Here is a 25,989-nt window from a genome sequence, read left to right on the forward strand (position 1 = left end):
GCCTCCGTCACAGCCCGAACAGCCGCGCCCCGTTGTCATGGCAGACCGCCCGCAGCCAGCCCTCCCCGAGCCCGAGCCGCTCCAGCGCCCGCAGTTGATGCTCGTACGGGTACGGGATGTTGGGAAAGTCGGTCCCGAGCAGAATCCGGTCTCCGAGACCGGAGAGGCGGGGAAGCGCCCGCCGGGGGAACGGCGCGACCTCCTCGCTGAAGTCCGTGAACGCCATCGTCGTGTCCAGCCGCACCTCCCCGAACCGCTCGGCGAGGTCGAGGAAGTCCTCGTACTCCGGCATCCCCATGTGCGCGATCACCAGCCGCAGCCGCGGATGCCGCGCGAGCACCCGCCCGACCGGTTCGGGACCGGTGTGCTTTCCGGGCGAGGGCCCCGATCCGCAGTGGATCACGACAGGGGTCCCCGCCTCGGCGAGCAGCCCCCAGGCCGGATCGAGAAGCGCGTCGGCAGGGTCGTACGCCCCCACCTGGACGTGTGCCTTGAAGACCCGCGCCCCGTCGTCCAGCGCCTTGCGCACATACTCCGCCACGCCCGGCTCGGGGAACAGCGTCGCCGTGTGGAGGCAGTCGGGGGTCCGGCGGGCGAAGTCGACGGCCCACTGGTTCAGCCACTCCGCCATGCCCGGCTTGTGGGGATAGAGCATGGCGGTGAAGGCACGCACGCCGAACTCCCGCAGCGTCCCGACCCGTTCGTCCTCCTCGGCCCGGTAGGTGATGGGCCACTCGACACCGCCGGTGAGCGGCCCGAGCCCGTCGAAGTACGCCCAGACCTTCTTCAGGACGGACTCGGGCATGAAGTGGGTGTGCACGTCGACGAGCCCGGGAAGACCGAGGTCCTCCCAGAACCGCCGCACCCCGACGACCTCGTTCAGGTTCATGTCACCCACCCTCGATCCGGCCGACACACCAAGTCCATCCCGTTCGCCGAAGAGGATCTCCAAGGAACACTCTCCCGCCCACCCGAGCGCCCTCTGCCCTCTGCCCTCTGCCCTCTGCCCTCTGCCCTCTGCCCTCTGCCCTCTGCCCTCTGCCTGCGGGATCATCGGCCCCCTCCCTCAGAACAGCCCGTCCTGAACTCCCCCGAAATCCCGCACGGGCACGGTGATCTCCCCTCGCTCGCCGGGCCCGGCCGCTCCGGTCAGTTCCCACCCGGTCATGAGCCGCGTATCGAGCACGACGACCCCCCGCCCGGTCAGCAGATGCAGATCGGGCCCGGCGGCGGCGACCAGCTCTCCCCGCACGGCACCTCCCGGAACCAGCTCGCCGACGACGGCGACGGCCGGCGGCAGCCTGTCGAGCCCGAACGCGTCGGTGTGATCGACGGGCTCGAACGGCAGCCGCTCCAGAGCGTCCGGCCATCCGTCCAGCCCCACGGCCCGCGCGTGCAGGTCCCGGACCTCCGCCACCCGCACCCCCGCCTCCGGCAACGCACTCCGTACGGCCCGCTTGGCCTCGTAGGCGAGCCGGTCGGGCACCCCCAACGCCGTACGCAGCAACTCCTCACTGCGCCGGGCGGACATCAGCGGCCCCCGACCCAGCCAGGTGAAGACGACGGCTCCCTGCTCAAGCAGCCGGGCCGACCCGCGCTCGACGGCGGTGATGCCCACCTTGACCAACCCGGGTCCGAACCAGGCCAGATAGACGGAGTAGGGCCGGGGGTCGTCGGCGATGGTGTCCGCCGCGACGGAGTGCGCCCGATCCAGCCGTGCGCACTCCTCGCACCGGGCCCCGACACTGCGCCCGGACACCGCGGCCCCCACGAAACAGCCGTGCCCGCGCGCTCCCACACACCGCCGCTCACCCCCGCCCACGACGGCGAACGCGACCTGCTTCCCCCACGGCAACACACTGCGACGCCCCCCGTCCCAGGCCAGCACAGGCTCCCGCCCGACCCACCGAAGCCCCTTGCATTTCCACACCAGTGCCATCACTCACGAGCGTAGAGGCCGGCACTGACAGTGGGGCCACGCCCGGCAACGACCTCCCCGAAACCACGCGCCGAACTCCCGCGCCCGGCCATCCGACACCCGACGCAGCCAGGATGGCCGCCTTGCGCCGCGCGATCCCGCACCCACATGCCGCGCTCCGCCACGGGCCGGATCCCGGGCGCCTTGCCCCACCCGGTCAAGTGCAGCCCCCAGGTCACCACCGCACTGAGCACCACGCCCCCGACGGACCACCTGAACGAGATCCGCCGAAACCCGAGGCCCTGAGCACGCGCCCCACAACCCCTGGCTCGACAGCGATCGAACGGATTCGCCATCCACGGCTGCAAGCCGTGCCGGCGGGGACTACCCCATGCTTTTGGCGCCGTCGAGGGCCTCTCGGATGATGTCGGCGTGGCCGGCGTGCTGGGCCGTTTCGGAAACGATGTGCATCAGCACTTGCCGGACCGACCACCGCGCACCTGGTTCGGACCACGGGGCCTTCGGCAGTGGCCAGGTGGCATCCAAGTCGGGCAGAGAGGCCACCAGTTCATCGGTCCGGCGGGCCGCCTCCGCGTAGTCGGCCAGCACACCGGTCAGCGTCTCCTCGGGCAGCAGCCGGAACCCGTCCGCCCGACGCGCCCAGTCGGCGTCGGTCATCGCCGTGAAGTCCGGCATCGACGACGGGCCGTTCAGGATGAAGTCCCCCCAGGCCCGTTCGACCTCCGTAACGTGCTTGATCAGACCGCCCAGGCACAGCTCACTGGGGGTGGTCCGCTGACGGGCCTGCTCGTCCGTGAGATCCCGGGTCGTGAAGCGCAGGAAGTGCCGGTGCTTGGCCAGTGTCTCGAGCCAGTCGGCGCGCTCGCCAGTGATCGTCGGACGCTCGCTCAAGTCGCGGGTGGTCCGCACAGTGCCAGTCATGATCTCCGCCTTCGGGTGGTCCCGTTCCGTCGCCAGGACCACGCTAGAGATCATGTAGGTCAGGAGCTGTCCTAATGAGGCGGGACATCTGAGGGCGGGGTGGCGGCACCGACCTGGACGACGATCACGATGCGACCGGCGTCCCGGCAGTCGTCCGAGTCATCCCGCGTTCACCACCTGACATCGCCACGTGACGCGGCTGCCGTCAGACACTGCCGCCAAAGCGAAAGCCAGAGGCCCCGTGGATTCCTCCACGGGGCCTCTGGTGTGCTGTGCACTCGGCAGGATTCGAACCTGCAACCTTCTGATCCGTAGGCGGGTGCGACGCTGCTGAGGATCACTCAAGCTCAATGACCGAGCCTCGCAGACCTACCAGCGGGGTAAGGCCCGGGGTTGTCGCCGTCCGTCGGTGTGCGCCCATGTTGATGTCAAGGGTTGATGTCATCGGCCCCCTCCAGGCCGGGGCGACGGCTCCAGCTGGCTCGGGGCTGCAATGTGTAGAAGCTGGAGACCATACATTGCGGCGTGGAACGCCGCGGCAATCTCGCGTGCCCTCTCTTCGGTCTCGATCGGCCACATGGAGATGTAGTCAGCTCCGATGTTGGCCTGCTCCACGGTGCCGTCCAGGACGAGCGCTTCAGCCGCTGATTGCAGGATGGCCATCGCTTGATCCGGCACGTAAGGCTTGCGGCTGGCCATGACGTCAAGCTGCACCTTCCAACGCTGCCCATGGCGAGCAATGCATACAAAGATCGCGTTGTTGGCCTTGGCTGTCCTGTAGGCAGCACGGTGAGCCTCCGGCTCGGTGCAGTCGGGAATGAGCGCGGCTTGGAGAGGTATTCCAGGCTTCGGCATGACGACATCGTTGCAGGCAATCGCGCCGTTGATCAGGCGAATGGCACGACTGTCGTCAACGCACAGGATCGATGCCGGCCCTCAGCGCTAGCAGAGACGGGGACTGGTGGGCCGGTCGGCAAGACGATAGGTTCAGCCCAGATTAGATCACGTGTTCGGTTTATTTGAACACGTCACCATGAGCAGCCGGTTCATTTTTACGCGTCACTTACTGGGATGGGGTAGAGTCATGCGGCATGAGCGAACAGCAGGATGCACTTGAGGACCTTGAGTCCAGTGGTGTTCTCGCGACCCTCACATGGGCTAGCGCGTCGGCCTACCGACGCACCATGGAGGACTACGACCCCGACACGGGTCATGACCAGGGCTGGGTCGGATCTACCGCCCACAAGCTCTTCGTTGACCGACTGCATCGAGCCTTCTCCACGGGGAAGCACGGCGTGGACTCACCAGAGTCCGCCTCAGCTGGCCTGGACCTCGTGGCCGCCGGATTGGCCCCGGGCGAGCACCGGAAGATGCCGCTCATCACCCCAGGCACAGTCGTTTGGTCCGACCTCAATCAGTCGCCGGGGTGGCGGTATGGGGATTGGCGGTTCCTGCTCACATCATTCGTGTTCGGAGAGAGCAATCGCATCCCGTGGCCCCAGAAGAGCCCCACGAAGCAGCGCGTTGCGGCTCAGGGGAAGCCGTCAGGGTGGCTGGACCCTCACCCCACCCTTTGGGAGGACGAGGCCGAGTCGCTCGCCGCCACCATCCAGGCACTGAGGGAAGAGAACGCGGAGCTCAACGCGACAACGCTCATCGTCGCCCACAGCATTGAACGAGAGCTGAACATCCGAGAACTTTACTTGGGGCGCTCTCGTTTGAATCGTGGGGGCGGAGATGCTTGGTACTGGAAGCATGATCTACTTGCAGCCGAACCGGGTACTCCCACTTCGGTACCGATTCCCCTTTCGCCCGACCCTCGTCCCGGATTGTCCGGCATCCAGGACGCACCCGTTCGCCTTCGCCGTCAGTCGTCGGAAGGGAGCGGAGAGCGTCGCCTGACGTCGGGAGAGAACGACAAGTAATGAAACGAGTGGATAGTCATGGATTCCTCACGCCGCACAGATGTGCAGGTTAGTGACGCCTCTCGCCTTTTCGACGGACGACGTTTGACGCTCGCGCGACAGCTGATCGGCCTAAGAAAGAACGCACTCGCGACGAAAATCGACAAAAGCGCTACAGCTATCGCTGCGTATGAAAACAACACAAAGCGACCAGCGCCCGCTACGGTTGCTCAGCTATGCCTGACGCTTGGAGTGGATCCAGGTTTCTTCCTCCCCGGTCCTCACCAATCCACAGCTAGCGACTCCGTACCCCACTTTCGCTCGTTGCGTTCGACGACGCAGTTGGCGCGAGATCAAGCATTCGCGTACGGAAGAATCTCTGGAGATGTGGGCGCCGCTCTGGAACGGCACGTCGAGTTCCCGGAACCCAATCTGCCGCGGCTAAGCGTGGACGTGGAGGACGAGTCGAGCACGCTCCCTGAGGAAGCGGCTCGTCTTCTTCGCAAGCACTGGGACATCGGCCCAGGGCCGGTTGGCCACCTCGTGCGCCTTGCGGAAAACCATGGCGTCGTGGTGGTGTTCAGCCCCACGCAAACTGCCACAGTTGACGCCTACTCCTTTGACGACGGCTATAGGCCGACAGTGGTATTGAATCCAGCCAAGGAAGATTATTACCGCCAGCGCTTCGACGTCGCCCACGAAATCGGGCACCTCGTGATGCATGTGGATGCCGAACCAGGGAGCAAGGTAGTTGAGAACCAGGCTCACCGATTCGCGGCTGAACTCCTCCTTCCAGAGGATGAGTTGCGCGACCTTTTGCCCAGCAAGGCAGACTGGAGAATCCTCGCAACGCTGAAGGAGACTTACGGGGTAAGCCTTCAGGCTCTCCTGTATCGCTCCAGGGCTCTCGGCGTAATGAGTGACGTGACGTATCGCAACGCAGTCGCCTACCTGTCATCGAAGGGATGGCGCCGTCGAGAACCAGGAGAGATGCCCGCCGTAGAGCAACCGTCGCTCTACCCCAAGGCGGTTGAAATCCTGTCGAGCGTAGGGATAAACGAACTCTCATTGGCCAAAGAATCCCGGGTAACTCCGGGAATTTTTCGAACCGTGACAGCAAGAACCCCCGTACGTGAGGATCTATTTCTTGAGCCTCAAGAAATGCATAGCCAAGACGGCGTGATTCCCCTATTTGGAAGCAAGCTTGATAAGCCCGGGACCTAAATCCCCGGGCTTGATCAATTCCGACTCAGACGGAAACTGAGACTGATCAGCACGGAGGGCCCGGTTCTGATGAACCGGGCCTTTCATCTGCCTGCGGTAGCGGAGGAGATTTGAACCGTCGGCGAGTTGCGCCACACTCGCTTTCGAGGTCTGTTCGTGTTGGTCATAGCGCGGTATAGGGCCGTTCAGCCTCGTTCATTCCCGTACTCCCGCCCGACGCGTGAACCGCTGCGGACACCTTCGGACGGGGGTGAATGAGACGGAAACCGAGACGGAGCGCGCGAGTGCTGACCAGCCGTTATCCCCACTCGCAGAAGGCAACGGACGCGTCGTCCCCCGACTTGTAGCGCGGCCACCGTTGCCCATGAGGGTCTGTGGCCTCCACCTTGCGAACCGCATCGATCAGCTCTCGCGGCCCCCCGGCGCGGAGCGTACTGAAGACTTCGGGCCAGGTCGCCATCGAGTAGTCCGTCACGAGGCACGATGCACCGTCGGACAGGAGCGCGGCGGCGCGCAGATCGTCGGCGGGAGCACTGCCGGTCAACGCATGCTCTGCAGCTTCGGGCCCGGAAGCCGCGACCCAATACCCGGTGGTCGTGTTGCGGGTCTGTCGCTGCGCGAGCACCAGACGGCGCAGAGCCTCTTTGTGCTCTGCCGTATGGGTTTCGTACTGATCGACTTCCGCCTTCAGCTCCGGAAGGATCTCCTTCACACGTAGGTCAGTGATCACGGAGAAGTCTTGGCGGCCTTCGAGCACGATCGGGGAGTCAGCCAAGACGAGGTGATCGAAGAAGCCTTCGCGCTGCCGGAGGACGGCCACCGTTGCGGATGGAGTTCCCGGATTCCCCAGGTCGCATTCGGGGTGCTCAGCCGCCACGTGTTCGAGGGCATCGGCCAAGCCGGTCGACAGTGAGCGCTCCGGGTCGACCAGTGCAGCCACGAGCTGACTGCCCAGGTGTTCGACGTACCACGGAACCCCGTGGCGGCATCCCGTGTCCAGGCCCGCAGTGCTGAGCCCGTCCAGCACAACGGCAAGAGCCGGAGTGCCGGCCACCCAATCTTCGTTGGGGGCGGCTCCACCGGGTCGGGTGTCGATCGCGACGCGCATGTTCAGCCTTCGTGTCGGTACAGCGGAGTGACGCGTCGACTCTCCAGCACTTCGAGCGTGGTCGGGTCGTAACGGCACGAAATCAGAGTGGAGAAGCGACGCGTGCGGACCTCTCTGTAAAGCTCTGCCAGGTTGTTCTCCAGGAAGTGAACGACGCCGTTCGCTCCGATGGAGTGGATACCGGCGATGTAGAGAAACGTCCCCTTTCCGTCCAGGCGGGGGAGGCGTCCCAGGTAACCGACGTCGCCGGCCGATCCGTCCTCATCCTGTGGGGACCGGAACTCTTGCCCGGCCACCTGGTCGACCAGGTGCCACGCGTGATCCTTGGCAAACCGAAGGTTGTCGTCCCCTTCGAGCACCTGCGCGACGATCGGGGACAGGCGGGGGCCACAGACAACGACGTGGTTGTCCCGGTTGAGGTTGACGATTCCACTCGGTGGGATCACCTCGTACTGAGCGTCTAGTTTCATGCCGCCCAGCAGCTTGCGAAGGTGTTCGAAGTTGTTGAGGTCTTCCCGCGTGACCACTTCGCTGGGGTTCTGGTCGGGTGCCTTCCCTGCTTCGTACTTGCCCCCGAGCGAGACCGTGACCAGGTCTGTGCCGAAGAAGGCTCGCTCTGGTGGTGGCCCGGATGACGCGAGCTGACCGACACGCCCGCGGCTGACTCCGAGCCGCTTCGCAATCTCGGCTTGGGTCATGCCCGACGCCTGCGCCTCTTCGATCGCTTCCCGGCGGATGCGGGACAGCTCGTTCACGTGGCTCTGATACCGCGCCATCAGGTCGATTGCGGCTTTGGCGCGGTCTACGGGGTCCGCGATCCCAGGGACCTGCTCCATGTCGTAGTGCACGACTCTCCGATCATCGCCTAGGGGGGATAGCAGACTCTATCGCGAGAGGGGGTTGCGCGCAGCCCTCGGTTTGCCTACCGTACCTATCAAGCAAGACGGAAACCCCCCCTAAGCAAATCGGGGGAGAGTCTGTCGTGGCTGTTTGACCTGCACAGATAGCGCTCGGAGGAAAGCCCGCAGGGGCGAGTACGAAGAAAGCGCCAGTTGGTTGAGAACTCAACAGCGTGCCTATAGAAGCCGCCCACCTCACGAGAGGGCGGCATGGCGGGGATGTGTCCCCGCTACGTGAGATGTGAATCGACCTTCCCGCAGCTCAGCGGCTGTGGACCGGTTGCCTCCGCTGCTCGTCTCGTACGAGCAGCGCTGAGGGGAGCCGGATCTTTCCGTCTTCAACGGCGTGCGGCCCCAGTGCGGGAACACCGGGGCCGCTGTACGGGCCGTTCCACTACTGAAGGAGTCACGACCCATGAAGTGCATCGTTGCTGGTCATGAAGCCGTTACCGCGTCAGAGTTTGCGGAACTGGCGCTCGGTATCGACATCGAACTGTTCACCGGCCTGACTGCCGAGTCGGACACCGACCGCGCGGCCCGCCTGGACGTGGCGCGGGAAGTCCTCGCGGAGCTGCGCGAGAGCGACCCGCAGACCGCGGCCTACGCGCAGTCCCTGCTCCGCACGAGCCCGCTCAACCCGCGGTCGGCCGTCCGGCGTTCGCGCCGGACCTCGCACCGTCCGGCCCTGCACCACACCGTCCACACGGCAGCCGCGGCGTGAGCCGCGAACCCCGCGGTCGGATGGCGGATTCGCTGAGTCCGCAGCAGATTCAGTCCGCGGAGAGGACGCTGGCTGCGGGCACGTGGACGATCACCGCTGGTGCGGTGCTGTTCTCGGTGCTCACGGTCACGCCACTGGTGGAGGAAGTCACACCGGCCGAGTGGGATTGGACGGCGCCGATCCTGCCGCTGGTGGTCGACGCGGCAGTCGTGATCGTGGTCCGCCTGGACGCGGTCGTGGCACGTCTCGGGGGCGACTCCGGGCGGTGGCCGGCCGTGCTGCGGTGGATGACCGGTCTGATGACGCTGCTCCTCAACGTCGGCAACAGCGCGCTGAAAGGCGACCAGGTCGGCGTGGCCGTGCATGCGGTCGCACCCCTGCTACTGATCGTCACCGCGGAAGCCGGACTCGCCTACCGGCGGGCGATCAACACGGCGTTGGAGCGCATCGAGCGTTCACGAGCCGCCGAAGCCGCGGAGCGTGAACAGCGGGTGCGGGCGGAGCGTGAACACGAGCGGCAAACCCGTGAACAGCGTGAACACGCCGCCCGCGAACACGCCGAACGGCTGGAGCGCGAGCGGGCCGACCGCGAAGCCAGTGAGCGCTCCGCAGAGCGTGAGCACGCGGAGCGGTTGGAGCGTGAACGCCTGGAGCGCGAGGCGGACATGCGGCGTGAGCAGCGCGAACACGACGACCGCATCCGGCGCGAGACCCAGCAGCGTGAAGACGCGCTGCGCCGTGAACAGCAGGAGCGAGCAGAGCGTTCACGCACCGTTCAGCCGGCCCGCGAGACGACCGGCCACGCCGTCCGCGAGCCGAGCGGGGCGGAGGCCGTGAACACGGCAGATGCCGCCGTGAACACGGCCGTGAACGGCCCGGCGGGCATGTTCACGAAGATGCCGGAGTCCGACGCTCGTTCCTACCTTCGGTCCTTCCGTGAGGGTGAGCGGACGGTGCGGCAGCTCTCGGAGGACACCGGCTGGTCGATCGGCTGGGTGTCCGCCCGGGTGCAGGAAGCCCGCGAGCAGAAAGCCAGCAAGGCGCCGCAGGTTGAGGCGATGTTCTGATGCCGACTGCCTACGCGAAGTGCTTCGACCCGTCCGGCGCTCGCTACGGGCTGCCCACCTACCCGTGGCGCATGGCCCCGGACGGCTACGCCACCCGCCGCCAACTCCGCGCCCGCGGACTGCGGCCCGGTGGCCAGCCGATAGCAGCACAGCTCATGCGGTTCAACCGCCGCACCGGCGGCCCGCGGGTCGCCTTCCTGTACCGCGAGGAGCTGGCCAAGCCTGTCCGCCCGATGACGTCGCGCAAGTGGGGCGCGCTCGCTCTGGCGATGCTCGCCCGCCGCACCTGCCCCCGCTGCCGGCTCGACGTCGGCTACTGCATCCCCCGCTCCTACGGCATCTGCGGGGCCTGCATCGCCTCCGAGGAACAGCGCACCGCCTGAACATCCCTCACTTCATCTGGGAGTTTCGCTGTGACCAGCCGTACCCGCCCCCGCCGCGCCGTGAAGGTGCCCGCTGGGGCCACCACCGTCCGTATCCCGCGCCAGCGCGGGCGCCGCAACGCTCAGCCGTTCGTCGTCGTGATGCCCGAACAGCCCTCCCTGACCCGCGAGGCGCTGTCGGTCGTGGGATCTCTGCTGTGGCACTTCCGCAGCGCGCTGGCCCCCACCGGCTTCGCCGTTCTCGCCCTCGCGGTGACCGCGCTCCTGCACGTAATCGCGTGGTGGTCGGGGCTGATCCTCGCCCCCACCGCCGCGGCTCCGCTGGTGTGGCTGCTGGTCATGCAGCGCCGCCGCCCCGCCGCCGGCACCCCCCTCGCCTACCGCATCACCCTCGCCACCCTGGCTGCGTCGTCGCTGGCCTGGTTGGCGCTGGCTGCCGGGTTCGGGCCGCTGGCCGGAGCGCTTGAGGTGTGGTGGCTGCTCACCTGGCTCACCGCACAGACCGCGTGGCTCATCATCCGCCGCACCCACTGACCCCGCAGGGAGATCTTTCGATGGCAGCACACGCACGTCCTCAGCGCGCCGCCGGCTCCGGGGCCAACGGCGCGAACAACGGCAAGGGCAACAAGTTCGCCAACGCCGGCGCCGCCGCCGGCGGGTTCGTCGGCGCGATGGGCAGCTCATTCGTCCCGCCGATCAACGTCACCGTGAACAACAACAAAGGCATGGCCCGCACCGGTGGCGGAACCCACGCTCAATCCCTGCTCCCCGCGCCGGAGTTCACCTCGCCGGCGATGGTGCGCAACTACTGCAACACTCTGCGCGCCGCCGCCGTGACGCTGTCCATCGAGGTGGCCATGGGCGCCGAAATCCTCAAGGGCGTGCTCGCCACCGTCCCTGACCCGGACGGCCGGCCGTTCGGCTCCCGCCTGAGGGCGGCGAAGGTCGCGCGGAAGATGCAGAAGTCTGCCGACGATCTGCGCCACGCGGCGAAGAACGCCGCCGCCTGCTACGCGACGTTTCAGCAAGAGTTCGAGGAAGAGATCAACCGCGTGCGCCACCGCGCACGTAAGCCGCAAGCGCCGGTCATGAACTGGGCCCAGCAGTAAGGAGGCGACACCATATGAGCAGGAACAACCGGCACGGCCGGAGCGACTTCCCCGACAACGCGACCGTCATGTCTCCCTACGCGCTGGCCGACAACGGTTCCGGTGGCAGCATCGGTGCCTATCTCCTCAACCGGGCCAAGCCGCATCTCCCCCCGTGGTTGGGGGTGGGTGCGGTGGGTCTGGCCGGAGCGCTCGGTAACTGGCGCTGGGACGAGTCCGCTGCCGCCGGGGTCGGTCTGACCCTCGCGTCGGTGGCGCTGTCCGGCGCCACCTGGTGGATCGGCCGATCCACCAGCACCCAGCGCCGCCTGCACTCCGCGATCACCGTGGCGTCCGGGTCAGCGTGGGTCACCGCTGCGTGCCTGGCCGGTCCGATGGCCGGTCCGTTGGACGACTTGTACCTGATGGGCGGCCCCGTCCTCGCGCTGTCGTGGAACGTGCGGATGCTCCTGCGCACCTCCGACAGCACCGGCGAAAGCTCGGACAAGGGGCTGCTGGAAAAGGTCGGACTGGCCCGCGCGCAGATCGGTGCGGCGAAGGTGGAGCCGAACCGGGTCACCGCTCCGGTCGCGTTGGAGGCGGGCGAGCAGACGAATGAGGACGTCACCAAGAGCCTCGCCCGTCTCGCGTCCGCTTTGGATCTGCCGCGCAACGCCGTGCGCTACACCCCCGACCCGGGTTCGGAGCGGCGCGGGGAGCTGGTCATCGTCCCCGAGGACATGCTCTCTGAGGTGGTCGAATGGGAGGGTCCGTCGAACGTGGGCGGCTCCATCGCTCAGCCGCTGGTCATCGGCCGCTACGACGACGGCGCCCCACTCGTCATCTGGCTGCCCGGCGACCCGGAAGCGGGCCGCAACGGCACCCACGTCCTGGTGGCCGGCGGAACGGGCTCCGGCAAGGGCGATGCCGCCCTCAACCTCCTCACCGAGGTTGTCTCCCGCCGGGACGTCATCGTGTGGTTCTCGGATCCGAAGATGTACCAGGACTTCGCCACCCTGCGCCCCGCACTCGACTGGGCCGCCGAGGGCGGAGCATCCACCGAAATCATGGTCGCCGCGGTGGAAGCCGTCATCCCCGCCCGTACCCGCTGGCTGGGTGCCCACGGCTACCGCCAGTGGGTCCCCGAAGCTGCCGAGACGCAGAACAGCGCTGAGCACACCTGCCGGACGGACGGCACGGCGTGCGGGTGCGAGGGGATGCCGTTCCTCGTCACCTGGTTCGAGGAAGCCGCCAACACCCTCCGCGCGCTCGGGGATGACGCGTTCACCGGCATCGCCCAGGAAGCCCGCTCCGCGGGCCTCTCCCTGATCGTGTCGCTGCAGCGTCCCTCCTACGACCAAATGTCCACCAGTACGCGCGCCTCCCTCCCGTCCGTGATCGCGCTCGGCTGCGACCCGCGCGACGAGGGATTCTCTCTCCCTGACGAGGTGCTGGCCGCGGGTGCGCATCCGGGGGCGTGGGGCAACCGGCGGCCCGGCTACTGCTATGCCGTCTCACCCGGTATCCCCGAGGACCGCTACGCCTCGCCGGGCCGCACCCGGCGCTTCACCCACCGGGCGGTGCCGGTCATGGAAATGCTCGCCACCTGGTCCCAGCGCAACGGCGCCCTCGCCGACCCCATCACCGCCGGCGCCGCCGTCAGCATCGCCGGCACCGCCTACACCGGCCGCCCCGACGAGAACGGCGACGCACAGCCGGCAGGGCTGCGGGTGGTCGAGGAGGACGCCATGGACCAGGACGGGCCGCGGGTGGACCCCGAGGACGCGCACATCGACCCGGAAGCCGACCTCCCCGAGACGGAGGAAGGCGACGACGCCCCGATCTTCGGGCAGGACTCCGGGCGCAAGCCGACTCCGCAGGAGGCGCGGGAGCTGTTCGCCCGCGCGCTCACGGAGTTCGAGCAGAGCGGCCAGATGATCGTGGGGCCGGTCGACTTCCTGGAGTGGTGCGACCGCAACCAGCTCTCCCGCCCCTGGGTGTCCGCCCGACTCAAGGAAGCCGCCATGGACGGCCGGCTGGAGGCGACGAACACCACCGGACGGTGGCGCATCGTCCCCGCCCTGACAGCCGCGTGACGCCTGACACCGTCACGGCACCCTGACACCCAAACCCCTAGGCACACGCGGTGTCACGCACTCCTGACACCCCGCCCTGACACCCGCCTGACACCTCACCCACGCACGCCCACGGCGCCCCTGCGCCCGCTCGCGCGTGCCTCACCCGAGGAAGGCTCCGATGACCCACCACGACCCGCCGGGGATCATCGCCCCGCACATCCCCGCCGATGCCTACCGACGCGCGCAGACCACCGGACAGCCGGTCGTCATCGTCGTCCAGACCAACAACCCGAACGCCCTCCCGTGGCCCCGGATCGTGACCGCGCTCGCTGTGGCCGGGGCCGCGGCCCTGGGTGGGTGGGGGCTGGTCGTCGCGCTGTGCGCGCTGCTCGATGCCGCCGCACACACCGCGACCGTCATCGCCGGCGCCGCCGGACCCATCGGATTCGGCGGAATCACCCTCCGACTCGCCCGCACCAAGCACCTCTAGCTACGCCAAGGGCGGCCCCCTCGTCTCGCCAAAGTCGCGGGGCCGCCCTTGTCAGCCAGCATCCATTTACGGAACTGGAGACCTCCAGCATGACCCATGACCCCCGATCCGCGCTGCTGTCCGCAGCACTGGACGTCGCCGCGCGCGGCTGGCACGTCTTCCCCCTGCGGCCCGGCACGAAGCGGCCCGCTCTGCACGGGGCCGACCGGTGCCGCGCCACCGGCGACTGCGCCCGCGGCCACCTGAAGTGGCAGGAGCGGGCGACCATCGACCCACACCGCATCACGCAGTGTTGGGAGACCAGCCCCGCCAACATCGGCCTCGCCACCGGCCCTTCCGGGCTGGTCGTTGTCGACCTGGACGTACGCAAGAACCAGGACAACGGCAACAGCAGTGCGGACACGCCTGACGGCGCGACGACCTTTAAGGCGCTCTGCGAGCGCACCGGCCACCCCGTCCCCACCACCTACCGCGTCCGGACCGCGAGCGGCGGACAACACCTGTTTTTCACCGCACCGGCCGGTATCAGGCTGGGCAACACCGCGGGCACCCTCGCCCCACTGGTCGACACCCGAGCATGGGGCGGATACGTCGTCGCCGCCGGCAGCACCACCCCCGCCGGCTTGTACGAGACCGTCAACGACACCGCCCCGGTGCCGCTGCCGGGATGGCTGCTGGAGTTGCTGCAACCGGCCCCCGCACGCCCGGTGGTGCCGTTGCGGTTGCCCGCGGTCGACGGTAGCCGCGCAGCGCTGGCCGCGCTGGAAGCCGAATGCGCGACCGTGGCCGCGGCCCCGGAGAAGCAGGGCAACATCACGCTTAACCGGTGCGCTTTCAAGGTGGGGCGGTTCGTCGCGTGGGGCGACCTCCCCCGGCACGTGGCAGAGAACGCCTTCCAAGCGGCTGGGGAGTCTCGGGGACTCACCGCTGCGGAGTGCCGCTCCACCATCCGCAGTGCCCTGGACAGTTCCCTGCGCAAGGTCCGACCCCGGGAGACGGCATGAACACCCCTCCCCGCCCCCGCTTGGAAGGCCAACCGGTGGCGAGCGGCCCGCGCCCCGCCGAACCGGCCGTGCCCGAACTGGTCGTGGGCGACCCGAAAGGCGCCGCCCGTCAGGGCGTCCGCACTGCTCCTGGTCCTGACTCGCAGACCGGAGACGGCCGGTACCCCGTGGCGTGGCTGCACATCGTCGCTCCGCGCGGCGCGGTGCCTACCGCCACCTCGAAATGCCTGTGCGGACGTGATCGCAGTGCAGTCGGTAAAGCCCGAGTGCTCGCCCTGATCACCGACCACGAAGCGCACCGCGACACCTGCCCGCTCCGCACCACCCAGGAAGGGAGGGCCGCCGCATGACCGACTCCATCGACGGCGCCGCACTGCTCAACGAGGTAGAAGCCTTCCACCGCCGTTTCAACGTCTTCCCGCTGGAAGCGGCCTACGTTGCCGTCACGCTGTGGGACGCGCACGCTCATCTGCTCGACTGCTTCGACTCCACTCCCCGCCTCGCGTTCCTGTCACCCGAACCTGGTTCCGGCAAGTCCCGTGCGCTGGACGTAGTCGAGACGCTCGTACCCCGTTCCATGGCTGCTGCAGACGCGTCCGCAGCAGCGCTGTTCCGGTCGGTGGCCGGCATCGACGGTGGCCGGCCCACGATCCTGTTCGACGAGATCGACACCATCTTCGGCCCCAAGGCCGGAGACAACGAGCAGCTTCGAGGGTTCATCAACGCCGGTCACGCGCGCGGACGTCCCATGTACCGGTGCGTGGGGGATGGCTCCAACCAGCAAGTACAGGGCTTCCCCTCGTATTGCGCCGTCGCCGTCGCGGGACTCGGCTCGTTGCCCGACACCATCCTGACCCGCTCCGTCATCATCCGCATGCGCCGCCGGGCCAGGAACGAGAAGGCAGAGCCGTTCCGCTCCCGCATTCACGTCCGTGAGGGCAACGAGATCCGTGACCGCCTGGCCAAGTGGGCGGAGTCCGTGGAAAAGCGCGTCGCCGGCGCGTTCCCCGCTCTGCCGGACGGCGTCACCGACCGGCCCGCGGACGTGTGGGAACCCCTGCTCGCCGTCGCCGACGCTGCCGGGGGCGAGTGGCCGAACCGGGCCCGCGAAGCCTGCCTGATCCTCGTCAACGCATCACGCGCCAACGACAAAGGCAGCATCGGTATCCGACTCCTGACAGACCTACGCGATCACGTCCTGATCGGTATCGACCGGCTGCCCACCGTCGCCATCCTCGACCGCCTCAACGCGCTGGATGACGCACCCTGGGCCGACCTCAACGGCAAGCCGCTCGACAACCGGCGCCTCTCCAAAATGCTCAGCGAATACGTCACCGCTGACGGGGACCCGGTCGTCTCCCGCAACATCCGCACCGCCGGCGGAATCCTCAAAGGGTTCTTCGCCAAAGACCTCGAAGACGCCTGGACCCGCTACTGCGCGCCCTCAGGGGCCGCTACATCCGCTACGCCGCTACTTCCCAGCTCAGAGCCCCTGAATCTGTAGCGGCACCTCCCGATGTAGCGGCTACGGCCCCCCACCCCGAAACGGCCGTAGCCGCTACATCGAACCTCTCCGCTACAAAAATCATGCCGCTGACCTGCGATGTAGCGGCGTAGCGGATGTAGCGGACTTCCAGAAGGACTCCAAGGCCCCTTTTGCTCCCGGAGGTTCGTCCTCGTGCCCAGCGTCGCCCCTGCTCTGCCTGAAGCACTCACCGTCCCGGAAGTCATGCACGCGCTGCGCCTCAGCCGCAGCAAGGTCTACGACCTCTTCCGCTCCAAGCAGCTCGAAAGCTTCACCGCTGGCCGCGCCCGCAGGGTCCCGGTCACCGCCGTACGCCAGTACATGCAAGACCGACTTGAGGAGGCAGCCTGATGGCCAAGCGCCGCGCGAATGGCGAAGGAACGATCACCAAGCGCAAGGATGGCCGTTACCAGGCAGCCGCTTACGTCTTCCGTCCCGACGGGACCCGGACGAGGAAGTTCGCCTACGGCAAGACTCGTGAGGAAGTCGCCTCGCAGCTCACGGAGATGCAGGAGATGACCCGGCAGGGCATCCCTGCGGCCTCGTCCACGATGGCATTCGGGGACTACCTCACCTACTGGTTGGCCACCATCGCCCCGGAACGGCTGAAGCCCGCGACGCTGAACAGCTACGAGGGGCTGTCCCGCCTCTACATCCGTCCCGCGCTCGGCAAAAAGCGCCTCAACCGGCTCTCCCCGGCAGACGTCCGGCGATTCCTCGCCGAATTCAAGGCAGCCTGCCTCTGCTGCCTCCGGGGTGCCGACGAGGAGCGGCCTGAGGACAAGCGCACGTGCTGCGCCGTGGGCCGCTGCTGCAAGCGCCGCCCGTCGGCCCGCACGGTCCAGTACATCCACGCGGTGCTGCGGTCCGCGCTGCAACAGGCGATGCGCGAGGAACTGATCGCACGCAACGTCGCCCGAATCGTGGAAACCCCCACGGTCGAATCGAAGGAGGTGCGTCCACTGGACGCGGCCGAGGTCCGCCTGTTGCTCAAGACCGCTCAGCCTCATCGCCTCTACGCCCTGTGGCTGCTGCTCGTGTCCACCGGGTTGCGGCGCGGGGAAGCTCTCGGGCTCACGTGGGCGGACATCAATCTCACGGCCGGCACTCTCCGGGTCCGGCGGAACGTCCAGCGCATCCGACGAGAGCTGATCTTCGGCACGCCCAAGACGATGCGCTCCGTCCGTACGATCTCCCTGCCCAAGCACTGCGTGCGGGCCCTCACCACGCACCGGGCGCAGCAGGAGCGAGAGCAGAAGGTAGCCGGAGCGAAGTGGCAGCCCACCCCGGGGCATCCGGCCGGACTCGTCTTCACCACGGTGACCGGACGGGTGACGGACCCGCGCAGCCTGAACCGGATGCTCACCATTTTGTGCAGAGACGCGAAGGTACGACGGGTGCGCGTGCACGACCTCCGGCACACCTGCGCGTCCCTGCTGCTCGCTCAGGGCGTCGACGCGCGGACCATCATGGAGACGCTCGGGCACAGCACGATCACGATGACGCTCGACACCTACGCGCACGTGATGGGGTCGACGCTGCGGGCGGCTGCCGAGCGGATGGATGACGCGCTCGGACTCGAAGATGGGGACGACGCCCCGGAGGGCGAGAACGCCCCCTGAGCGGCCTTTCCGGGGGCGTTGATGTCAGCCGCTGATGTCAAAGGCCCCGCCGGGCGAACCGGCGGGGCCTTTGACCTGTGTGCACTCGGCAGGATTCGAACCTGCAACCTTCTGATCCGTAGTCAGATGCTCTATCCGTTAAGCTACGAGTGCTTGTGTGTTCTGTTGTTTTTGCTCTTCCCTCCGGACTTTTCTGCCCGGTTGGCGTTGCGGGAACAACATTACATGACTGGCGGCGTGAGGCGAAATCCGTTTGCCAGACCATGCCTGACCTGCGGAAACGATCCTCTGACGCCCTTCGCGCGGGTCCTGGCACGGTCCCGTGGAGCGCCTGGGACGATCAAGGAACGACGAAGCCCCGGTCGTGGACGACCGGGGCTTCGTGACCTTCTGCGGAGGCGGAGGGATTTGAACCCTCGATGGATCGTAAAACCCAAACCGCATTAGCAGTGCGGCGCCATAGACCGGACTAGGCGACGCCTCCAGCACAACCATCCTCGCGGGTGCGAAATGGTGCGTGCAGATGATGACACAGTCGAGCGGGCTGTCACCAATCGCCCCCCACGGTACTAGGCGGCAAGGTCCGAGGGCAAAGCCCTTGTCGGCGGCGCAACGTCGGGGCGCGGACGGCGTTAGAGCAGGCATAAGAGCTGTCTCAGCTGTCTCAAGGGCAGTCGCCTGAGCGATCGCCCCAGCTGTCGCAAGGGCAATCGCCAGGGCTGTCGCCTGGACAGTCGTTCAGAACCGTCGTCAGGGGAGTCATCATGCTGCGCCGCATCGCCCTCACCGTCGCCACCTCCGCCGCCGCCTCCTTCGCCGCGCTGTCCGGAGCGCCGGCGGTCGCGTACGCCGATTCGTTTCCCCTCCTGCCGCCGCCGGTGAGCGGGGCGGACCGGACCGACCACCTCACCGTGACGGTGAGCGGGGCGGGTGACGGGCGCGACGGGAAGTTCGAGCTCGACTGCCATCCGGCGGGCGGCAGCCATCCGCAGGCTCAGGCCGCCTGCGACCATCTGGACCGGAACACCTCGTGGGGCAAGAGCCCGTTCGCACCCGCGCAGGAGCGGGGGATGTGCACGATGCAGTACGGCGGGCCCGCCACCGCGCACGTCACGGGCACCTGGGCCGGCCGGCCCGTCGACGCCACGTACCGGCGCGCGGACGGATGCGAGATCTCGCGCTGGGACGCCCTCGTGCCCGTACTCCCGGATCTCGGCGCGTAGAAACAGGCCTGGACACGAGGGCGCGTCGAGGAGGGCGTGCGGGTGGGGTACGCGGGCGGGGTCTGGCGGATGTGCGGGATCGGGCGGCGGCCGGGGCCGCGAATCGCATGGTCACAGGTTCTCCAGGCCTTCTGCGTGCGTTCTGCGTCCCCTCTACGTGCGACCTCCCTCTCATCCGGCGTCGCGAGCGCAACCACTGCCCGTAGACTCCCTCGCGTGACACGTCGCGGCCCCGTTGGCAAGATGGCTACCGCGGTCGGCAAGGAGCGGTAACAGGGAGGAAGCGTCTCGTGAGCAGCAGGCCATCCCGAGGCGCTGCTCGCCTCGCAGCCATACTCGACGCACTTCCCGACGCGTTGGTGCTGGTCAACGCCAACGGAACGGTCGTCAACGCCAACACCATCGCCCTGGAGGCCTTCGAGGCCCCGGGCACCGCGCTCGTGGGACGCGGGCTGCTCGACCTGCTGCCGCAGTTCGACTCCCGACTCATCCCGGGCACGATGCGGCGGGCCGAGACCGTCGACGAGAACGGCCGCACCCGGCCCACCCGGATGATCGCCCGCCGCACCGACGGCAGCGAGTTCCCCGTCGAGGTCACCAGCGCGAACCTGGAGAACGGGCAGCAGGCGTACGACGGTCACGGCTACACCGGCGACGAACTGCTGATGATCGTCGTACGGGACCTCTCCGGCACCGTCGACACGGAGGCGGAACTCGCGCGCTCGCAGCGGCAGACGGAGATGATCCTGCGTGCCGCCGCCGAGGGTGTGGTGGGCACGGACACCGAGGGACGGGTCGTCCTCGTCAATCCCGCCGCCGCCCAGATCCTCGGCTTCCGGGCCAGCGACCTCGGCGGGCAGGAACTGCACCCGCTGATGCTGCACTCGCGCGCGGACGGCCAGCCCTTCCCGTACGAGGAGTCGCCGCTCGCCGACACCCTGCGTTCCGGGCGCAAGCACCGGGTGCGCGGACAGGTGCTGTGGTCCAAGAGCGGCGACCGGGTGCCGGTCGACCTCACCACCGCGCCGGTACGGGACGGCGACCAGCTCGTCGGGGCCGTGATGACCTTCACGGACCGCCGGCCGTACGACGCGCTGGCCGAGGAGAAGGACGCCGAGGCCGAGCGGCATCAGCAGGAGCTCGCGCAGGCCGCCGAGACGCACGCCGGGGAGCTGGCCGCGCTCCGGGAGGAACACGCCGGGGTGCTCGCCGGACTGCGCGAGCAGCACGAGGAGGAGCTGGCCACCGGGGACGACCGGTACGCGGCCCTCGCCGAGCGCGAGAAGGACCGTTACGAGGCACTGTCCGCACGGCACGAGCAACTGCTGGCCGTGCTGGGGCGCTCTCTGCGCGGGCCTCTCGACCAGTTGCGCGGTGAACTCGCGACCCTCGCAGCGGACGACGCCGGGCAGTTGTGGCCCGAGGCCAACCAGGTGCTGCACCACCTCTCGGCCGGCTACTCGCGCATCACCACACTCGTCGACAACGTCCTCGCGTACCAGCGCCTCGACTCCGGGACCGAAGGCGTCTCCCGTACGAAAGTGATGCTGGACGCGGTCGTCGCCGCCGGGGTCGACGGGGCCGTCGAGCTGATCGGGCCCGGGCGGGTGCAGTTCGCCGTGCACGCGCCGCCCATCGAGGCCGAGGTCGACCCGCAGCGGCTCGCGACCGCGCTCGCGCACCTCATCGCGGACGTCGCGGGCGTCGACTCCACGGGCAACTCGCCGGCCTCGGCCGGCGGCTACATGGACAACACGGTCGTCGTGGCGGCGGCACAGCGGGGCGAGGGCGTACGGATCGAGGTACGCGGGCCGTACGCCGGAGGAGACCCGGTGCACGAGCCCATCGTGCGCGGAATCGTGCGCGCACACGGGGGAGTGCTGCAGACGCACGAGGTCCCCGGGATGAGCGGCAGCGCGTTCGTTCTCGAAGTACCCATCGGCGGCGGGGCCGGGTCGGTCCCGCCGCCGATGGGTACGGGTGCCGGTCAGGGTACGGATGGCTTTTCCGATGCGGGTTCGGGCCCGGGCGGGGCGCCGGACGGTGACGGTCCTTTGGCCGTGGAAGCGGGCTCCGGCGCGGTCGGTTCCGCTCTCGCCTTGCCCGAGCAGGCTTCCTCGCAGGGCGGCGGGCGGCGGCGGGCCCGGCGCGCGTCCGTCGACGCCTTCCTGGAGAGCGAGGTGGGGCCCCCGACGGAGACGGCCGTGCCCACCGGGCGACGCAGGCGGGCCGCTGAGGCCGCGGGGCAGCCCGCGCTGCCTGCCCGGGCCACCGAGGACGACGGTGCTTCCGCTTCCGAAGGCAACGGCGGAACCGGACGTCGGCGTGGGCGGCCCAGCCCCGTCGAAGGCGGTGTCTCCGAAGGCGCGGTGGTGACCGCCGCCGAACATGCGGCCGGCACGGCGGCCACGGGGTTGGGGGCGACCGTGCCTCCGCAGGGCGTGCCCGCGCCCGCCGACGGACGGCGCGCCCTTCAGGACGTCGGCCGACAGGCTCTGCCGGCCGCTCTGCCCGCGGCTGCACCCGCCGGGACGGGCCCGGGTTCGGGTGGGGACGCGGGGGAGAACGCCGAGGGTGGCGGCGCCCAGCCGACCGGGCGGCGTCGGCGTGCGCTGGCCGCCGCGGCGGAGCGTGCGGCGGCTCAGGAGGCGGGGCCTCGCGCGGTGTTCGCGCTGCCGCCCGCCGAGGCGGACCGCTCTCCCGAGTACACGGCGCAGCAGTTCACCGAGGGACAAGACCAGGGTCAGGGCCAGCAACAGGGCCAGCAACAGGGCCAAGGGCAGGGGCACCACCAACGCCAAGGTCAGGTCGCCGCCGGTGGACGGCATGACGTCGCCCTGCGCGATCCTGCCGACGATCACACGCCGCCCCAGCCGCATCCGGTGCAGGCGCCCAGTGGACGCCGACGGGCTCGGCAGGCCGCCGGCGAGGCAGCAGGCGCTGGCGCCGGTGGTGGCAGCGACGCCGGCGCTCTGGCATCGGACGGGGCGACCGGAATTCCCGGGCAGCAGCCAATGCCGGGCCACCTGCCGCCCGCCCAGGCCGTTCCCGCGCACCCGGCTTCCACGCACACCGTTCCCCCGACGGGCGCGCCCGCCCAGTCCGTCGCCGGCCAGGTCAGCCCCGGACAGCCCGCCCCCGGACAGCCCGCACTCGCACCCGCGGCGTCCCCGGGTCAGGCCGTGCCCCCGCAAGGCGTCCTCCAGCAGCCCGTCCCCGGGCAGGCCCTCCCTCCGCAGGCGGGGCCCCTCCCCGGTCAGGCCCTGCCGCCGCAGGCCATGCCCGGCCAGGTCGCCCCAACCGGTCTCGCCGGACCCACGACACCCGCGGCGCCCATGGCACCCATGGCACCCACGACGGCCGAGGGCGTCCCCGGCCACATCGGCGTCCCGGCGCCCGGCACGCCCGCCCAAGGCACCCCCGCGGCGGGCCCCGCCCAGCCACAACCGCAACAGCAACAGCAACAGCAACAACAGCGGCACCCGCAACCGCAGACACCCGCAGCCGGAGTTCCGAACGCCGACCCGGCCGCGCCCCCTCAGCCGTGGCCCGGCGCGGCCGGCACCTCCGGCGCCGGAGTACCCGTACCGCCGGAAGCCGTGGCGGCGCAGCCGTGGCCGGGTACGGCCGATACGTCGGCCGCCCCTGAGGCCGCAGCGGCCCCGGAACAGCCACGCGCCGCACAGCCCCTCCCCGCGGAAGCGGCGCCTCCCATCGACCCCAACTCGACGCAAGGCCGGGCGATCAGCGTCCGTACGCTCGGGCAGGGTGTCCCGTTCGGTCGTCGTATGACCGACGCCCAGCAGCCCAAGCCCGGTCGGACGGGGTCTCCCGCCCCCCAGCCCCACGCGCAGGCACAAGCGCAGGCGCAACCCGGTGCTCAGGGCGGAGCCGCGCCGCAGCCCCAGGCGCCTACGCCTCCCCCGCACTCCACCAACGGCTCCGGGCGGCGCCGCAAGCTCGGTACGCGGCCCGATCCGGTGGCCGAGCAGACGGACACGGCGGCCCGCGCGCACCCGGGTTCCGGCGGGCAGCAGTCCCGGCTGGCCCACGCCACCGAGGGCACCGGCCGTTCGTACGCCATAGGGGCACCGGACCAGAACGCCGACGAAGGCCCCGAGCCGCTCGACGGCCCCGGCGGCGCGGTGGAGGTCGCGAACCAGCCCCACCCCCAGCCGATGGACGACGAACTGCCCCCGGAGCCGCTGGACAACCCGCGCCGGCTGCTGGTCTGGCCCGCGCCGGACATCACCACGCAGCAGGCCCTGAGCGACCGAGGCTACCGGCCCGTCATCGTGCACTCACGCGAAGAGGTCGACGCGCAGATCGCCGCTTTCCCGGCCGCCCTGTTCGTCGACCCGCTCACCGGTCCGATCACGCGTACGGCCCTTCAGTCGCTGCGTCAGGCCGCCGTCGCCGCCGAGGTGCCGGTCCTGGTGACGGCCGGTCTCGGTCAGGCGACACGTGAGGCGGCGTACGGCGCCGACCCCGCCGTACTCCTCAAGGCGTTGTCGCCGCGCGACAGTGAGCAGCATCCGCCGCGTGTCCTCCTCATCGAGGAGCATGCGGAGATCGCGCTCGCGCTGACCTCGACGCTGGAACGGCGCGGTATGCAGGTGGCGCGGGCGTCGTCCGACGAGGACGCCGTCACGCTGGCCGGACAGATGCGGCCCAACCTGGTGGTGATGGACCTGATGCAGGTACGCCGCCGACAGGCCGGGATCGTCGACTGGCTGCGTGCGAACGGTCAGCTCAACCGCACCCCGCTGGTCGTCTACACCGCCGCCGTCGACCAGAGCGAACTGCCGCGGCTGGCCGCGGGGGAGACGGTGCTGTTCCTGGCCGAGCGGTCGACGAGCGCCGAGGTGCAGGACCGGATCGTGGATCTGCTGGCCCGTATCGGTACGAACTGAGCGCCGGGGCCGGGCCAACCAAGCGCGTACAGCAACCGGTTGGGGCGTTGTTTCACGTGAAACAACGCCCCAACCCGCGTATACAGCCCTACTTCGCGCAGGAAGCCACCCCGCGCCCGTCACCCGCTGTGGCTGTCACCCGCTGTGGCTGTCGCCCGCTGTCGCTTTCGCTGTCAGAGCTGGGTGACGTCCAGTTCGCCCGCCGCGTACTGCCTGCGCAGCACCTTCTTGTCGAACTTGCCGACGCTCGTCTTCGGCACCGACGTGATGATCGTCCAGCGCTCGGGGAGCTGCCACTTGGCGATCTTGCCCTCGTCGGCGAGGAAGGACCGCAGGGAGTCGAAGTCTGCGCTCGCGCCCTCCTTCAGCACGACGGTGGCGAGCGGGCGTTCGCCCCACTTGTCGTCCGGGACGGCGACGACCGCCGCCTCGGCGACCTCGGGGTGGGCCATGAGGGCGTTCTCCAGGTCGACCGAGGAGATCCACTCCCCGCCGGACTTGATGACGTCCTTGGCGCGGTCGGTGAGGGTCAGGAAACCGTCGGCGCTGATCGTGCCGACGTCACCGGTCTTGAGCCAGCCGTCCTCGCTGAACTTGTCGTCGGGGCGCAGGACTTCGGCACCCTGACCGCCGTAGTACGCGCCCGCGATCCAGGGACCCCGTACCTCCAGCTCGCCCGCGGACTCGCCGTCCCAGGGCAGCCGCTCGCCGCCCGGACCGGTCAGCCGGGGCTCGACACCGGCGGGGAAACGGCCCTGGGTCAGCCGGTACGCGAACTCCTCGTCGGAGCCCACCTCCACCTGGGCCGGCGGCCGGGCGATCGTGCCGAGCGGTGAGGTCTCCGTCATGCCCCAGGCGTGGCAGACGCGCATGCCCAGCTCGTCGAACGCCTTCATGAGGGCGGGCGGACAGGCGGAGCCGCCGATGGTGACCTGGGTCAGCGAACTCACGTCACGCGGCTTGGCCTTGAGCTCCGCGAGCAGGCCCTGCCAGATGGTGGGGACGGCGGCTGCGTGCGTCGGACGCTCACGCTCGATCATCTCGGCGAGCGGTGCGGGCTGCAGGAAACGGTCGGGCATCAGCACGTTCACACCGGTCATGAACATCGCGTGCGGCAGACCCCAGGCGTTCACGTGGAACTGCGGAACCACGACGAGGGACGTGTCCCCGTCGGTGAGCCCCATGGACTGCGTCATGTTGACCTGCATCGAGTGCAGGTAGATGGAGCGGTGCGAGTAGACGACGCCCTTGGGGTCGCCGGTGGTGCCGGAGGTGTAGCACATGGCCGCGGCCTGGCGTTCGTCCAGCTCGGGCCAGTCGTAGCTGTCCGGCTTGTCCGCGATCAGCTCCTCGTACTCGTGCACCTGGACGGCCGCCCCGTCGAGCAGGGCGCGGTCGCCGGGGCCGGAGACGACCACGTGCTCGACCGACTTCAGGTGCGGGAGCAGCGGGGCGAGCAGCGGGAGCAGCGAACCGTTGGCCACGATGACCCGGTCGGCGGCGTGGTTGACGATCCAGACGAGCTGCTCGGGGGGCAGCCGGAGGTTCAGCGTGTGAAGGATCGCGCCCATGGCCGGGATCGCGTAGTACGCCTCGACGTGCTCGGCGTTGTTCCACATCAGGGTCGCGACCCGGTCGTCGTCCCGGACTCCGAGGTCGTCGCGCAGGGCGTGTGCCAGCCGTGCCGTACGTGCCCCGATCTCGGCGAACGAACGCCGGTGCGGCTCGGCCTCACCGGTCCAGGTGATCACCTGGGATGCCCCGTGGATCGTCGACCCGTGGGTCAGGATCCTAGAGATCAGCAGTGGTACGTCCTGCATCGTGCTCAGCACGGCGTCCTCCCGGGGGCGACATTGCCTACGCGGTAGTAAGGGTTGGGC

General features: G+C 69.1%; 22 protein-coding genes, 2 tRNA genes and 1 pseudogene. 16 read left to right on the forward strand and 9 right to left on the reverse strand.

What is annotated here, in order from left to right; genetic code table 11:
* Window positions 1–7: 7 nt before the first annotated feature.
* From K3769_RS21820 to K3769_RS21840, 4 genes are all read right to left on the reverse strand, one after another.
* Window positions 8–889, reverse strand: a complete 882-nt coding sequence (locus tag K3769_RS21820) for an amidohydrolase family protein (RefSeq protein ID WP_267028058.1) — start codon at window positions 887–889, stop codon at window positions 8–10.
* Between the two features lie 177 nt (window positions 890–1,066).
* Entirely contained in the window at window positions 1,067–1,939 is an 873-nt protein-coding gene (locus tag K3769_RS21825; RefSeq protein ID WP_267028059.1) for a DUF2797 domain-containing protein, read from the reverse strand.
* A 363-nt stretch (window positions 1,940–2,302) separates the two neighbouring features.
* Complete coding sequence (locus K3769_RS21835; RefSeq protein WP_267028060.1) at window positions 2,303–2,860, reverse strand: DinB family protein; 558 nt, start codon at window positions 2,858–2,860, stop codon at window positions 2,303–2,305.
* Window positions 2,861–3,301: 441 nt separating this feature from the next.
* Entirely contained in the window at window positions 3,302–3,715 is a 414-nt protein-coding gene (locus K3769_RS21840) for a hypothetical protein (RefSeq protein ID WP_267028061.1), read from the reverse strand.
* Between the two features lie 236 nt (window positions 3,716–3,951).
* Between K3769_RS21840 and K3769_RS21845 the strand changes: the two genes are divergently transcribed.
* The 3 genes and pseudogenes from K3769_RS21845 (at window position 3,952) to K3769_RS21855 (ending at window position 5,988) form a co-directional block, all read left to right on the forward strand.
* Entirely contained in the window at window positions 3,952–4,785 is an 834-nt protein-coding gene (locus tag K3769_RS21845) for a hypothetical protein (RefSeq protein WP_267028062.1), read from the forward strand.
* Window positions 4,786–4,803: 18 nt separating this feature from the next.
* Window positions 4,804–5,019 (forward strand): annotated as a pseudogene (locus K3769_RS40945) (helix-turn-helix domain-containing protein); the annotation flags it as partial.
* Between the two features lie 132 nt (window positions 5,020–5,151).
* The gene (locus tag K3769_RS21855; protein ID WP_267031488.1) at window positions 5,152–5,988 is read left to right on the forward strand and encodes an ImmA/IrrE family metallo-endopeptidase; all 837 of its coding nucleotides are present in this window, start codon (window positions 5,152–5,154) and stop codon (window positions 5,986–5,988) included.
* 298 nt (window positions 5,989–6,286) lie between these two features.
* On the opposite strand, the gene K3769_RS21860 is transcribed toward K3769_RS21855, so the two are convergent.
* A complete protein-coding gene (locus tag K3769_RS21860; protein ID WP_267028063.1) occupies window positions 6,287–7,096 on the reverse strand; it encodes a protein phosphatase 2C domain-containing protein in 810 nt (269 codons plus the stop codon).
* Between the two features lie 2 nt (window positions 7,097–7,098).
* Window positions 7,099–7,944: a sigma factor-like helix-turn-helix DNA-binding protein gene (locus K3769_RS21865; RefSeq protein ID WP_267028064.1), complete on the reverse strand. Its 846-nt coding sequence runs from the start codon at window positions 7,942–7,944 to the stop codon at window positions 7,099–7,101.
* 466 nt (window positions 7,945–8,410) lie between these two features.
* Between K3769_RS21865 and K3769_RS21870 the strand changes: the two genes are divergently transcribed.
* The 11 genes from K3769_RS21870 (at window position 8,411) to K3769_RS21920 (ending at window position 17,973) form a co-directional block, all read left to right on the forward strand.
* Window positions 8,411–8,716, forward strand: coding sequence for a hypothetical protein (locus K3769_RS21870; RefSeq protein WP_267028065.1), 306 nt, complete (start codon window positions 8,411–8,413; stop codon window positions 8,714–8,716).
* A gap of 20 nt (window positions 8,717–8,736) precedes the next feature.
* Window positions 8,737–9,783 carry a DUF2637 domain-containing protein gene (locus K3769_RS21875; protein WP_267028066.1) on the forward strand — a complete coding sequence of 349 codons (1,047 nt, stop codon included), beginning with the start codon at window positions 8,737–8,739 and terminating at the stop codon, window positions 9,781–9,783.
* On the forward strand, window positions 9,783–10,166 hold the full coding sequence (locus tag K3769_RS21880; RefSeq protein ID WP_267028067.1) for an RRQRL motif-containing zinc-binding protein: 384 nt from the start codon (window positions 9,783–9,785) through the stop codon (window positions 10,164–10,166). The genes K3769_RS21875 and K3769_RS21880 overlap by 1 nt, the downstream gene beginning before the upstream one ends.
* Before the next feature lie 30 nt (window positions 10,167–10,196).
* Window positions 10,197–10,700, forward strand: coding sequence for a hypothetical protein (locus tag K3769_RS21885; RefSeq protein WP_267028068.1), 504 nt, complete (start codon window positions 10,197–10,199; stop codon window positions 10,698–10,700).
* Between the two features lie 20 nt (window positions 10,701–10,720).
* Entirely contained in the window at window positions 10,721–11,275 is a 555-nt protein-coding gene (gene traA / locus K3769_RS21890) for a plasmid transfer protein TraA (protein WP_267028069.1), read from the forward strand.
* Window positions 11,276–11,343: 68 nt separating this feature from the next.
* The gene (gene traB / locus K3769_RS21895; RefSeq protein WP_267031489.1) at window positions 11,344–13,350 is read left to right on the forward strand and encodes a plasmid transfer protein TraB; all 2,007 of its coding nucleotides are present in this window, start codon (window positions 11,344–11,346) and stop codon (window positions 13,348–13,350) included.
* 160 nt (window positions 13,351–13,510) lie between these two features.
* Window positions 13,511–13,822: a hypothetical protein gene (locus K3769_RS21900; protein WP_267028070.1), complete on the forward strand. Its 312-nt coding sequence runs from the start codon at window positions 13,511–13,513 to the stop codon at window positions 13,820–13,822.
* Window positions 13,823–13,911: 89 nt separating this feature from the next.
* Window positions 13,912–14,826: a bifunctional DNA primase/polymerase gene (locus K3769_RS21905; RefSeq protein WP_267028071.1), complete on the forward strand. Its 915-nt coding sequence runs from the start codon at window positions 13,912–13,914 to the stop codon at window positions 14,824–14,826.
* 346 nt (window positions 14,827–15,172) lie between these two features.
* The gene (locus K3769_RS21910; RefSeq protein ID WP_267028072.1) at window positions 15,173–16,330 is read left to right on the forward strand and encodes a DUF3631 domain-containing protein; all 1,158 of its coding nucleotides are present in this window, start codon (window positions 15,173–15,175) and stop codon (window positions 16,328–16,330) included.
* 174 nt (window positions 16,331–16,504) lie between these two features.
* Window positions 16,505–16,702, forward strand: a complete 198-nt coding sequence (locus K3769_RS21915) for a helix-turn-helix domain-containing protein (RefSeq protein ID WP_189776308.1) — start codon at window positions 16,505–16,507, stop codon at window positions 16,700–16,702.
* The gene (locus K3769_RS21920; RefSeq protein ID WP_267028073.1) at window positions 16,702–17,973 is read left to right on the forward strand and encodes a tyrosine-type recombinase/integrase; all 1,272 of its coding nucleotides are present in this window, start codon (window positions 16,702–16,704) and stop codon (window positions 17,971–17,973) included. Before K3769_RS21915 ends, K3769_RS21920 begins: the two co-directional genes overlap by 1 nt.
* An 80-nt stretch (window positions 17,974–18,053) precedes the next feature.
* On the opposite strand, the gene K3769_RS21925 is transcribed toward K3769_RS21920, so the two are convergent.
* A tRNA-Arg gene (locus K3769_RS21925) sits at window positions 18,054–18,126 on the reverse strand.
* 240 nt (window positions 18,127–18,366) lie between these two features.
* Window positions 18,367–18,457 (reverse strand) — tRNA-Ser (locus K3769_RS21930).
* 280 nt (window positions 18,458–18,737) lie between these two features.
* On the opposite strand from K3769_RS21930, the gene K3769_RS21935 reads away from it, so the two are divergent.
* Window positions 18,738–19,196 (forward strand): SSI family serine proteinase inhibitor, encoded by a 459-nt coding sequence (locus K3769_RS21935; protein WP_267028074.1) that lies wholly within the window; start codon window positions 18,738–18,740, stop codon window positions 19,194–19,196.
* Window positions 19,197–19,486: 290 nt separating this feature from the next.
* Entirely contained in the window at window positions 19,487–24,109 is a 4,623-nt protein-coding gene (locus tag K3769_RS21940) for a PAS domain-containing protein (protein WP_267028075.1), read from the forward strand.
* A 173-nt stretch (window positions 24,110–24,282) separates the two neighbouring features.
* Here K3769_RS21940 and K3769_RS21945 read toward each other — a convergent pair whose 3' ends face one another.
* Complete coding sequence (locus K3769_RS21945) at window positions 24,283–25,929, reverse strand: long-chain fatty acid--CoA ligase (protein ID WP_267031490.1); 1,647 nt, start codon at window positions 25,927–25,929, stop codon at window positions 24,283–24,285.
* Window positions 25,930–25,989: the final 60 nt, after the last annotated feature.

The organism is Streptomyces ortus (assembly GCF_026341275.1).
Taxonomy (GTDB): domain Bacteria; phylum Actinomycetota; class Actinomycetes; order Streptomycetales; family Streptomycetaceae; genus Streptomyces; species Streptomyces ortus.